A 12,108-nucleotide genomic window follows, 5' to 3' on the forward strand; every position below is an offset into this window, starting at 1 on the left:
GTCAAGGCCGGTTTGCAGCCATACCCGCGAAGAGCCGAGCGTGACGGGCACGTCGTACGGCAAGGCGAATTGAAACGGGATCGTTTTCGTTTCGTTCGGCCCAATCGTCAGCGAGCCGCTTACTTTGTACCTTGCCAGCACCGCTTTTTCCTCGTGTTTCTTATCATCGATTTCTCGAAGGTAGGTCGTCACTAACGCTAAGTAAATTTCGTCGATATGCTGCTCGATGCTGCCGCCGCGAATGTCGACAATCCCTTCGACTGTTTCGCCTTGGACATATTGCGCTTTCGCTAATTTCGTATCAACAGTGGCTGCTCCGATGCCGATAGAACTTAACAGTTTTTTGAACAACAAGTTCTCCTCCTTGTCATCGATTTCAGTTGAGAATACGGAGCGCCTGGTGAAAAGGTTCCGTCCTTCTTAATTAAAAAGGTGGGAACGATACCGTCCCGCCAAGAGTCTGACGCCAAAGGGCGATGTTCAAGAAGCGAAACGCAATATATTGCTTTTTAACAATTATATACGGCAATCAAAAAAGGTGCCCCGATCTTTTTGGGACACCTTTCCTTTTTGTTTCGTTGTGTTAACGGATGCCGAGCGGATCGGTTTCTTCATCTGCAACGGTGCACGCTTCCGCCAAAGCGAGGTCGGCGGCGGCGTCTTCGGCGGTGACGAGGACGCGCCAGCTCGGGTTCTCGATCAAACGGCAAAAATCAAGAAAGCGCGTTTGGGCAATCGCTTCGTACCACCCGTGGCGGTCCGAGAGCACCACGGTGCGCTCGTACGGGATGCGCGGGGCGTCTGACCGTGGAACCGACGGCAACAGGCGGTTGGCCGCTTGCCTGACTTGTTCGATGGCGCGGGAGGACGGTTGTTTCGGAATGGCATCAAGCAAAGCGTCCATATGCGCTGCCTCATCGGTTGAGACGAGGCCGGAGACGGATAGCTGCGTCGGAATCCAGCCTTCAAGCACGATGCGCCCGCGTGCCGTATGAATGTCCCAGTGCGTCGATTCCGAAGCGGCGGGGTCCATCGTAAAGCCGTGGTAATAATGGACGGGGATGCGCCAGCCGTTGCTTTCATGAATCACCGTAGCGCCGACGCGCGGCCGTGTGCCGTCTGGTTCTCGCAACGCGAATCCGCGTGCGGAAGCCGCTTCGCCAAACCAGTCGCGTCCGACTTCAAAAAAGTGGACGCCGTGCTCGATCAGGATGCCGCCGCTTCGCCGCTCGTCCCAAAACCAATGGCCTTCCGCGACACGGTGAGCCGCGTTGTGAAGGCTTGCGTAGTCCACTGGGCCAAGAAACGCGCGGTGGATGAGTTGCTTGACGGCTTCTGCGAGCGGGTGGTAGCGAAGGACGAGATTGACCGCCAACGCCCGGTTTTGGCGGGCGGCGAGCTGGATGTTCGCCCGCAGCGCCTCGGCGGTGAGGCCGCCTGGCTTTTCAAGCAACACATGTTTGCCTTCCTCAAGCGCCCGCTTGGCAAGCGGGGCGTGCAAATGCGGCGGGGTGGTGAGAATGACGATGTCAACATGCGGGTCAACGATCAATTCTTCAGCTTCGCGGTATTCGCGCACGTCGCCCGCCTGTGCCTGACGGCGGCGATAGGCGTCGATGACGCGCTGGCGTTTTTCGTCCGTCCGCCCGGCGACAGCGGCGAGATGGAAGGAAGGAAGCGGGGCGAGCGCGCCGGCGAGAAATTCAGCGAATGCGCCGGCACCGGCAATGCCAACATGGTAACGGAAAGATGATGAAGAAATCATGGCGTATTCTCCTCCTCCCTCACATATATATAGCATTAACGATACTCATTATACCGCAAAGAAAAAGAAGAACGAGAAAATGAAAGTTTTGAAATTTGCAAGCATCAATCATTCCTCATCGACACCATCCGACAATTATTTCGCTTGCATAGAAGGAGGAATATTATGTATATTATTATTAGCAACCATCGCAGCCGAGTGCTAGCAATCTATGAACTACTTTCATTTTCTCGTTCATCCGTCAAAAAAGGTGTCTATTTTTGTGAAAAAAAGATATGGAGGGATGACGAAATGAAAGCATTGTTGCTGGCAGGAGGATTAGGTACGCGTCTTCGTCCATTGACCGAAAACATCCCCAAACCGATGGCCCCGATTGCGAACCGGCCATGGCTTGAACACCTCATCGTTCATCTTCGCGACCAAGGAGTCAACGAATTTGTCATCGCCGCACATCATTGTTCAGAAGTGATCCGTCGCTATTTCGAAGATGGGAAGCGCTGGAACGTCAAGATTACATACGCGCTCGAACCGTTCCCGCTCGGAACGGCTGGGGCGATCAAAAACGCCGAGCGCTGGCTGAAGGAACGGTTTCTCGTGTTTAACGCCGACATTGTGCATTTGCCGCAATTGATCCCGCTGCTTGATTTCCATCGTCAACATGGCGGTTTGGCGACGATTGTCTTAACGGAAGTAGACGATCCTTCTTCCTATGGGGTGGTCGAACAAGACGATCGTGGGCAAATTTTACGCTTTGTCGAAAAGCCGCGCCGCGAAGAAGCGCCATCGAACCGCATCAATGCCGGCATGTATATTTTCGAGCCGGACGTGATGCGTTATATTCCGGCTGAGCGGGAAGTGTCGATCGAGCGTGAAACATTCCCGCTGCTGATCGAGAAGAATGTCGGTGTATATGGCATCGTCAGCACCGGATACTGGCGTGATATGGGGACGCCGGCCCGCTACCGCCAAGTGCATTGGGATGCGTTGAGCCGGGAGTTTCCGATTCCGCTCAAAGGACGTGAAATTCAACCGGGCGTGTTTGTTGGTGAAAACGTGGAGATTGGGTCTGGCGTCTTGTTTGTGCCGCCTGTGCTCATCGGCGACCACGTGAAAATCGGTCCGCAGGCTGTCATTGGCCCAAATGCGGTCATCGGCGACCGCTGCCAAATTGGCGCCCGCGTCCATTGCGCGCAGACAATCGTTTGGGACCGCTCTGTCATTCGTGACCGCAGCCGTTTGCAAAACAGCATTTTCGGCTATCGGACGGTGACGCCGGCGGGAGAAGTGTTCGAAGATTCGATTATTAATCAGTTCAAGGAGGCGGTGCAAGCATGATTCGAATTGCCTACGTCAGCACGTACCCGCCGCGGCGGTGCGGGCTGGCGACGTTTACGGAACATTTGCGACAAAGCATTGACGGCGTCCGGGGCCCGTCCGACGGCGACCGCGTCATCGTGTTGTACAACGAAAGCGACGGCGATGACGCCTATCGCCACAACCCGGCGTATTGGCCGCTTCCGGCGCAAAACCGCGCGGCGTATGCCGAGATGGCCAAAAGGGTGAATGAAAGCGACATCGACGTCGTTTTATTGCAGCATGAGTTCGGCATTTTCGGCGGCGAGGCGGGCGAATACATTCTTGATTTCATCGCCGCGCTCAACAAGCCGCTCGTAACGACGTTCCATACGGTGTTTGCCGACCCGCCGTTGCCGTATCGCCCGATTCAAGAGAAAATCGCGGCGGCAAGCGATGCGATCATCGTCATGAACCGGCAGGCGATTCCGTATTTGGTCAAAGCGTTTGGCCTGCCGGAAGAAAAAATTGTCTACATTCCGCACGGTGCTCCAGGCCCAAGCAGCGAAAATCGCGATTCGCTTCGCCGACGCCTCGGATTCAGCGGCCGCAAAGTGATGTTGACGTTTGGGCTGCTCAGCCGCGGCAAAGGGATTGAATCGGTCTTGGCCGCATTGCCGGGCGTTGTGCGCAAGGTGCCGGAAGCGCTGTATGTCATTGCCGGACAGACGCACCCAGAAGTGAAAAAGAGGGAAGGAGAAGCATATCGCGAGGAGTTGAAATCGCTCATTCACCGTTTAGGGCTTGAGCTCCATGTCTACATGGAAGATCGGTATTTCAGCGAAGAGGAATTGATCGATTATTTGACGGCGTGCGATCTATACGTCACCCCGTACCCGGGCATGCAGCAAATCACAAGCGGCACGCTTGCCTATGCGGTCGGCGTCGGCCGTCCGGTCGTTTCGACGCCGTATGAGCATGCGCGCGATTTGTTGCAAGGTTGTGAAGAGCTGTTGTTGCCGTATGGCGATACGACCGCCTGGGAAGAGCGGCTCGGGCAGCTGTTGGCCGACGAGGCGGCGCTGAAGCGATGGGAGGAAAAGGTGCGCCAAATCGGGGCAAACACGCATTGGCCGCGCGTCGGCGAACAGCATGTCGCCTTGTTTGCGCGCATGTGCGACGCGAAACGTGGGGAGGTGAAGACCATTGGCACCGTCAGTCATTAAGTTCGACCATCTCGAGCGCATGACTGACGACACCGGATTGCTTGAGCATAGCCTTGGCCGCATCCCGCGCCGTCGCGAGGGTTATTCGACCGATGACAACGCCCGCGCCATCTGGGCGTGCCTGGAATGGATGGCGCTATGTGAAGACAAAGGAGAGAAAGAGCGGCTGCACCGTTTGCTTGACCGGTATTTGGCGTTTTTGCTTTGGGCGCAAAACGATGATGGCACGTTCCATAACAACTTTTTCTTCGATCGGACAAAAGAAGAGGAAACGCCGTCAGACGACTGCTTCGGGCGGTCGTTTTGGGCGACGGCGTTGGCTTACGTTCGCCTCAGCGATCCGGCGCGGCGCGAGGCGGCAGCAGATATGTTGCGGCGGGCCATGCCGGCGGCTTGGGAGCTTCGTTCGCTGCGCGGCGTCGCCTGGGGGGTGGCCACTTGCGGCGTCTTATTGACAGAAGGACGCCCGCTTGGCGTCGATCAAGAGGAAGTGGCAGCTTTGGCTGCACGGCTTGAGCAGCGGCTGCTTGCGGCGTATTGGGAGCATGCTGGCGACGATTGGTATTGGTATGAGCCGGAGTTGACGTACGCCAACGGGGTGCTGCCGTGGGCGCTTTGGACGGCATATCGGCGCGCGCCTCGGGATGAGGTGAAGGAAGTGGCGGAAAAAAGCCTTGCTTTCCTTATTGAAAAAATGAGCGGACCGGGAGGTGTCATCCGTCCGGTCGGCAACCGCGGCTGGTGCAGCCGCCGCTACCGCGCCGATTGGGATCAACAGCCGCTTGATGTGATGAAGCTCGCTTTGGCGGCGCGCGAAGCGTATTGGGCAACGGACGACGAGCGTTATCGCGGCGTCGTCCGCCGCTGCCTCGCTTGGTTTTACGGACAAAACGACGGCAACGCGCCGCTTGCCGACCCAAGCGACGGCAGTTGCTGCGACGGGCTTGGCCCGAACGGCCCGAACCCGAATCGGGGGGCGGAGTCAACATTGTCGTACTTGTTAACAGCAGCAATCGCTCAATCGATTTCGGTGGAGGTGGTTGTCGATGAATACGTCAACAACGAAACCGTTCGCATGGCCGGCACACGTGTTTAAAGAATACGACATCCGCGGACGAGCCGGAGAGGAGCTCGATGAGTCGTTCGCGTATTGGCTCGGACGGGCCTTTGCCGACATGATGCAAAAGGAAGGCGAGAAGAGGGCGGTTGTCGGTCATGACAATCGTCTATCATCGCCTGGCTTGCATCGGGCGCTCAAAGATGGGCTGCTCGATGGCGGCTGCGATGTCGTCGATATTGGGCTTTCGACGACGCCGATGTTTTACTACAGCTTATACTACACGAACATTCCATGCGGCATGATCATCACCGCCAGCCATAACCCAGGGGATGAGAACGGATTTAAAATCGCCATGGGAAAAACGACAATTTATGGCGAGCGCATCCAAGCGTTGCGGCGGGCGATGGAGCGGCTCAGCCAGGAACAGCCGCGGCCTGAAACAGCGCGCGGGCGCGAGGAAACGTTGGACCTTGCTCCGGCATATATCAAGATGTTGAAGGAGAAAATCCAACTCGGTCCGCGCAAGCTGAAGGTCGTCGTCGACTGCGGCAACGGCACCCCATCGATCATTGCGCCACAAGTGCTCAAAGAGTGGGGATGCGATGTCGTCCCGCTTTACTGTGAATCCGATCCAACGTTTCCGAACCATCATCCGGACCCGGTCGTGCCGGAGAACTTAACGGCCTTGATTGAGATGGTGCGCAAGGAGCAGGCTGATCTTGGCATCGCGTTTGACGGCGACGGTGATCGGATCGGGGTTGTGGATGAAACGGGTGCGATCCGTTGGGGCGACCAACTGATGGTGCTGTTCTGGCGCGAGATTCTTAAGCGCTATCCGGGAGCCGACGCGCCCGTTGAAGTGAAATGTTCGCAAGCGCTTGTTGAGGAAATTGAGCGGCTCGGCGGGAAACCGTTCTTCCATCGCACCGGCCATTCGCACGTCAAAGCGACGTTGCGCCGTCGTCCGGAGATCCCGTTTGCTGGTGAAATGTCTGGCCATTTGTTCTTCAATGATGAGTTTTACGGCTATGACGATGCACTGTACGCCGCTGGGCGCCTGCTTCGATTACTGTCGCACGATGAGCGCCCGCTGTCCGAGTGGTTTGCCGATGTGCCGCGGTACGCGGCGACGCCGGAGACGCGAGTTGCTTGTCCGGAAGAGAAAAAACCAGCTGCCATTGCTGCGGTGAAAAACCAGTTCGCTGGCCGCTATCCGGTTGTTGACGTCGATGGCGCCCGCATCCAGTTCCCGGAAGGCTGGGGGTTGGTGCGGCCGTCGAACACGCAGCCGATTCTCGTCTTACGCGCAGAAGCGAAGACGGAGGAAGCGCTGGCGGAGATTAAGCGGCAACTGGCTGATTGTCTCCATGCTCTTGAATTGTGCATCGATTGGTGATGTTCATTTCCAAGCTGCCCGAAATGCTTGGGCCTGTTCTTGATGGTGCGCTCTGTTTGGCGCAAAAACTCTTTTCCGGCGCGGCGCCCGCTATCTCGTGCGGGCCGCCGGCGCCGGTTTGTTTTTGCTGTCGCAGGGGGTTAAAGCTTGATTTCTTGCCAGTTATTTGTCCATAATAGATAGGGGTAAAAACGAGTTGTAGGAGAGTTGAAGGCGTGGTGATCCGTGAATCGTTGCAATATATTCAAGATGCATACGCGGCATTGACGGAGTTGAGCATGCTTATCGTCGATGATCACGGCGCTCCCGTGACGAAAGTATCGAATATGACCGAGCTGGCGGAGCTCGTTTTGTTTGCAGCTGAAAGGGAAGCGCCATCGTTTTTCTGCCCGCGAGAACTTGTTATTGACGGATGGCAGCGTCCATCGGTCGTACCGGTCGGGCGTTTTGGCATGAAAAGCATCGTCGCTCCCGTGTTTGTCGATGAGAAGGCGGAATATTGGATTTGGGCGGGCGTGTTTATCGAGGAAGAGACGAAATGGCTCATTTGCGAACAGCCGCTGGCAGCCGGCGGAAAGTGGGTGTCAGCCATCGAACGATCGGTGGCGCTGCCGGCGCGGGCAGTCGAAGCGAAGTTAAAAGATATAGAAAAGATGGCGGTCATATGCGGGGAATTAATCAGCGGCGAGCGCCGCAAGCAGCAATGCTGTGAATACGGAAAACGGCTTGAAGCAGTGGTCACGGACAGCTCCGCCCTAGCGGACGTGGACAAGCTGCTTTTTGAGTTGCGGGCGTTCGATGAACGCGTCGATATGGCGTTGTATATCGCCAAGTGTCCGCAAGGATGGATGGTGGCGGCGGCAAGCGGGGAAAAGGCCGGAAAGCTGCGCGGCAAGATGATCGATGCGTTGTTTCCGCCGCTTTCGTCTTCGAAGCCGCCGCTTCGTTCGGTTTACGTTCAAGATGCCGCTTTGGATCCACGCTTTTCCTTTTTTGTCCGCCATGGCATCCGCCCGAAAGCGATGATTGCGTATCCGGCGATGTACGGGAAAACAATGGAAGGATGGGTCATGATCGGCAGTGAGGCGGCCTCTTCACTGCCAGCGGCGCTTCGTTCGGTCGGCTCCGCCCTCGTTCAACATTGGCTGCTTCTGGCTAAATGTACAGAGGCCGATATGAAAATGGACCGCCATTTGATGCGCCTTTCGATGTTGATGGAAATTGGACGGGCCATGCGTATGGTGCAGAACGAGGAAGAAATCATCCGGATGATGGCCGAATTCGCCGCGGAGCTCGCTTACGGCGATTTCGTCTGCGTGGTATGGTCTAGCGATGGCCAAACAGCCGTTGTCCACGAAGGAGCGATGGACGTAGAAATGGCCGTTCGTTATCGGGATGATGTCTGCCGTCGCTATGGCTGTCACGGCGAGAAGGCGAAAAGCGAGGTGCCGGCGTTGCTTGATGTCGAGGGCAAATCGGTGATGGAAGTGCCGTTTTTCGTCGGCGATGGCCGCTATGGCGTTCTCGCCGTTCATATAAAGAAAGGAAGGGAAGCGAAAGAGGCGGAAGTGTATATGACGGCGCTGGCCGCGATTGGTGCGATGATGATTAGCGGCAAGGCCCACGGTGGGAATGATGGGACGGTCAATATCGACATGCTGTCCGAGCAGTTGACAGCCCGGGAGATGGATGTATTGGAGCTGCTCATTCAAGGCTGCAGCAACCGCGAAATTTCAGAACGGTTGTTCATTAGCGTCCATACCGTGAAAAATCATATTACGAACATTTTTCAAAAAATTGGCGTCAATGACCGGTCGCAGTTGATCGCCCTTGTGTATCAACTAAACCACCGCCGGCAGCGCCGCTAAGGGGACATCATTGGACGATGGGTGCCATGATGTCTTTTTTTTTGGATGTAGGAAATTGGAATGAACCCCATTTTGTATTATAATGAGTTGTAGTAAATAAGAACTATTTTTCGATAGATGGAACAATAAAGGAGAAAAATAGCATTCGAATCCGTTTTCCCCAGCGCTGGAACGTGGGATAGTGGAAAAGCTGCCATGTTGCTTTGGCCGGCGCATAAGCATAACAAGGATAGGGGAATGCCGATGAAGCCCAAGGCCATGATCCGAACGATGGCGATCGTGAAAACGGCGGACATTTTAAAAGCGATGGACATTACCGAGGAACTGGCGAAGAGAATGGGGTTTTTGCCGCGCGATTGCCTTTTTCTTCGGCTCGCGACAGAGGAAGCGTGCACGAATGCGTATGAATATTGTCAAAAAACGAGAAAACTGCCATTTAGGATATTTTGGAAAATTGATGCGAGACAGTTTATGATCATTGTCAAACAGCGAGGAGGATGCTTCTCCGTAGCCCAAACTGATGTCGTCAACACTGGGCCGCGCGGCAGGGGGCTGCAGCTGATCACCCATATCGTCGACGATGTATACGTGAAGCAAGCGGGAAACAACGTCTTGTTTTGCATGTGCAAATGCAAAAAAAAGAGTGACTATTGGAGGAAACAAGATGGAGACAAAACAAGGGGCAATTTGCACGCTTACATGGGCAGAAGATATTACCTTAAACAATGTCGAATCGTTCCGTCAAGCGCTGGAAAAGTTGCTGGACAAACAGGCGGATCAATTGATCGTCAACATGGAGGGGGTCAAATACATTAACAGCGCCGGACTCGGGGTCATCGCTGACAGCGTCATGGCGGCGAGAGCCCGACAAAAAGAGTTGGTCATTGCCGGAGTGGAAGGGTCGCTTGCAGAAATTTTCCATATCGTCAAATTTTCTTCGTTTATCAAACTATTTGCCACAGAGAAGGAAGCCATGGATTATTTCAGTGGAGAATGACGTTCTATGGTGGATGGGTTTTGGGAACATGTTCAACGTTATGACCACCTCGCGTGGCGAGAGTTGCTTCTCGGCTTGGAAAAAATGAATGTATTCGTTGGGCCGGGCGATTATGTGTATTGGCTCGCAGCGCCGGAACAAAGGCGGCTCTTGTTCATTTCGTCATCATGCGAGCAGCTGTACGGCCTGCCTCCGGACGACTTTTACCGCGATCAAGACATATGGGCAAAAGTGTCCTACCCGGATGACCGCGCCAAGGCGGAAAGAAAATGGTCGCTTCTTTCGGGGGCGGATGCGGGTGCCCAAACGTATCGCATCATCAATCAGCGGGATGGCTCCGTCCGCTGGGTGCTTGAACGGACGTTTCCTGTGCTTGGCCAATTCGGGGAAGTGAGGCTCGTCAGCGGAGTTGTCGCTGATCTGACAGAAGCAAAGCGAAACGAGAATGAACGGCAGCTCGCTGAACAAGTGTACAAAGCGATGGAACAGGCGATGCTCGTAACCGATGGCCAGTTTGTCGTTCAGTTTGTCAATCCGGCGTTCACAAAAATCACTGGCCATGGTGTAGAGATTGTCGGTCAGCCGCTGCATACGCTTTACGCGGGTTATTACGAGGCCTGGCTTTATGAGGTGATTCAAGCGGGAACTGGGGAAAGTGGAGAATGGAGGGGGTGGGTGCGCTGGCGGCGGAAAAACGGTTCGGTCTATGTCAGGCAGACGACGGTGCGGGCTGTGCCTGGCCATGATGGAGGAATCGCTTTTTACTTGTTTTTATTTGCCGGTCCAACTTATGAGAACCCATACATCGCAGCGATGAAAGATGACTTGCGGCTGGCCCGCGAGGTGCAAAAGCGCGTGTTGAGCAAGCCGTTGTCGGCCAAAGGAATCCAGATTGCCGGAACGTACATCCCATCACGGGAGCTGGGGGGCGATATGTACGCCTGGTATCCGATCGACAAACAGCGGTACGGCATTTTTTTAATGGATGTGATGGGTCATGGGGCAGCGGCTTCACTCATTTGCATGTCGGTCCGCTCGCTCTTAAACGGCGTCATCCGCAAAGGGATCGTTCCGACGGAAGTGTTTCGCGAGTTGAACCGCCATATGCGCCAGTTGTACCATGAAAACGGGCGGATGACGTATTATTTCACCGCCGTGTATGTTCTTGTGGATGTCAAGGAACGGATGATTGAATATGCATCAGCCGGCCATCCGCCGGGGTTTTTGTTCCAACCGGACGGAACGGTGGCGGAGTTGGACCGCGGCTGCGCGCCGATCGGGCTGCTTCCGCGCCTTTTTGTCGACAGCGGCCGGTTGCGCTACGAGCCGGGGGCGACGCTTGTGTTGTATTCCGACGGGGCGATTGAAGGGGGGGCGGGATCCGTTCGGCAAAAGATTGAAGCGTTCCGCGATGCGCTAACGCCGCATATTTTATTGGACGAGCAGGTGCTTTTGGACCATCTGCGCCGCCATTTTGCGCAAAAAGGGCCGCTTCCGGACGATTTTTCGGCGGTGGTGGCCAAGCTTGGCTAAACGAGGGGAAAAGCCGCCTGTATTCGGATGATCGATCCGCTTCACAAGCTGCTTTTTCTTTATGTATGAAACGGCACGGCAGCCAACTGTGTCTCGGTTGCAAAAATGGCCTTTTGGGCTATCTTTTTTACGAATCGTGAAAAGACGCATTCACTCCTGCCGCCCAATAATGGCGGCAAACACCAAACTATAGTATAGATTCCTTTCCACAATTCAGGTTAAAATAAAGACAATTACGCTGTTGATTGCGAATACAATATAGAAAAGGCAACAGGAGGGAAGACATATGGCGGTGACGAATCCGGCTGGATTTTGGAAGCGGCTGTTGGCTAACTTGTTGGATGCGATTGTCGTTGGCATTCCGATTTCGATCATCGGCTATTTCATCACTGGCAGTTGGGAAACGAACTGGTTTACGTCATTAGCGAACATCCTTTACGCGTTAATCGTCCCGGCTGTTTGGTACGGATATACGGTCGGCAAGCGGATGCTTGGCATCCGGATTGCGAAAGTCAACGGCGGAAAAGTTGGGGTCGGCACGATGTTTTTGCGCTCGTTCGTTGGCGGACTCGTATACTTTATCACGTTTGGCATTGGTCTCATCATTAGTGCGATTATGGTCGCTGCGAGAGAAGACAAACGGTCGATTCACGATTTTATCGCTGGGACGTATGTGACAACGGAAAAACCGACGGTGTAAAGCAGAAAACAGCAGGGGGTGTCCCAAGAGGGTCGGGACGCCTTTTCTTATCTTTCGTGACGGATCATCAACGATCAAAAGAATGACGCTTTTGAGTGGGGCCTTGTTGTTTTTTAGAAGGCCGGTGAAAAAAGGCTGTCGCACGCCAATCAGCGGCATTTCTCCAAAAAATGAAAGTTGATTTCTCAATGTTTCTCAAATGAAAAAACGACCGGGATCAGCCGCGTTTTTCACTAAATCATCAGCCCTTTAGAGGGCTGGTGAAAAACG

The 12,108-nt window shown here is 54.7% G+C and carries 11 protein-coding genes; 9 read left to right on the forward strand and 2 right to left on the reverse strand.

Translation table 11 applies throughout. The features are described 5' to 3' along the window. Both VU18_RS18720 and VU18_RS01495 read right to left on the reverse strand, forming a co-directional pair. A partial coding sequence (locus VU18_RS18720; RefSeq protein ID WP_236687246.1) for a sporulation protein occupies nucleotides 1-354 on the reverse strand: 354 nt, incomplete at its 3' end. 229 nt (nucleotides 355-583) lie between these two features. Further along, nucleotides 584-1,765 (reverse strand): Gfo/Idh/MocA family protein, encoded by a 1,182-nt coding sequence (locus VU18_RS01495; RefSeq protein ID WP_011229863.1) that lies wholly within the window; start codon nucleotides 1,763-1,765, stop codon nucleotides 584-586. Nucleotides 1,766-2,056: 291 nt separating this feature from the next. Between VU18_RS01495 and VU18_RS01500 the strand changes: the two genes are divergently transcribed. From VU18_RS01500 to VU18_RS01535, 9 genes are all read left to right on the forward strand, one after another. Continuing rightward, on the forward strand, nucleotides 2,057-3,100 hold the full coding sequence (locus VU18_RS01500; RefSeq protein WP_011229864.1) for an NDP-sugar synthase: 1,044 nt from the start codon (nucleotides 2,057-2,059) through the stop codon (nucleotides 3,098-3,100). After that, a complete protein-coding gene (locus tag VU18_RS01505; protein WP_011229865.1) occupies nucleotides 3,097-4,284 on the forward strand; it encodes a glycosyltransferase family 4 protein in 1,188 nt (395 codons plus the stop codon). The genes VU18_RS01500 and VU18_RS01505 overlap by 4 nt, the downstream gene beginning before the upstream one ends. Next, the gene (locus tag VU18_RS01510) at nucleotides 4,265-5,380 is read left to right on the forward strand and encodes a hypothetical protein (protein WP_011229866.1); all 1,116 of its coding nucleotides are present in this window, start codon (nucleotides 4,265-4,267) and stop codon (nucleotides 5,378-5,380) included. The genes VU18_RS01505 and VU18_RS01510 overlap by 20 nt, the downstream gene beginning before the upstream one ends. Further along, nucleotides 5,331-6,740 carry a phosphomannomutase/phosphoglucomutase gene (locus tag VU18_RS01515; protein WP_011229867.1) on the forward strand — a complete coding sequence of 470 codons (1,410 nt, stop codon included), beginning with the start codon at nucleotides 5,331-5,333 and terminating at the stop codon, nucleotides 6,738-6,740. Before VU18_RS01510 ends, VU18_RS01515 begins: the two co-directional genes overlap by 50 nt. Before the next feature lie 215 nt (nucleotides 6,741-6,955). After that, a complete protein-coding gene (locus tag VU18_RS21160) occupies nucleotides 6,956-8,608 on the forward strand; it encodes a helix-turn-helix transcriptional regulator (RefSeq protein ID WP_014194849.1) in 1,653 nt (550 codons plus the stop codon). Between the two features lie 336 nt (nucleotides 8,609-8,944). Further along, nucleotides 8,945-9,424 carry an ATP-binding protein gene (locus VU18_RS18725; RefSeq protein WP_231293771.1) on the forward strand — a complete coding sequence of 160 codons (480 nt, stop codon included), beginning with the start codon at nucleotides 8,945-8,947 and terminating at the stop codon, nucleotides 9,422-9,424. Beyond that, on the forward strand, nucleotides 9,321-9,605 hold the full coding sequence (locus VU18_RS01525) for an STAS domain-containing protein (RefSeq protein WP_223812669.1): 285 nt from the start codon (nucleotides 9,321-9,323) through the stop codon (nucleotides 9,603-9,605). The genes VU18_RS18725 and VU18_RS01525 overlap by 104 nt, the downstream gene beginning before the upstream one ends. 6 nt (nucleotides 9,606-9,611) lie before the next feature. Beyond that, nucleotides 9,612-11,138: a PP2C family protein-serine/threonine phosphatase gene (locus tag VU18_RS01530; RefSeq protein ID WP_014194852.1), complete on the forward strand. Its 1,527-nt coding sequence runs from the start codon at nucleotides 9,612-9,614 to the stop codon at nucleotides 11,136-11,138. A gap of 286 nt (nucleotides 11,139-11,424) precedes the next feature. Further along, nucleotides 11,425-11,838, forward strand: coding sequence for an RDD family protein (locus VU18_RS01535; RefSeq protein WP_011229872.1), 414 nt, complete (start codon nucleotides 11,425-11,427; stop codon nucleotides 11,836-11,838). The last annotated feature ends 270 nt before the right edge of the window (nucleotides 11,839-12,108 follow it).

Source organism: Geobacillus sp. ZGt-1 (genome assembly GCF_001026865.1).
Classification (GTDB): Bacteria; Bacillota; Bacilli; order Bacillales; family Anoxybacillaceae; genus Geobacillus; species Geobacillus thermoleovorans.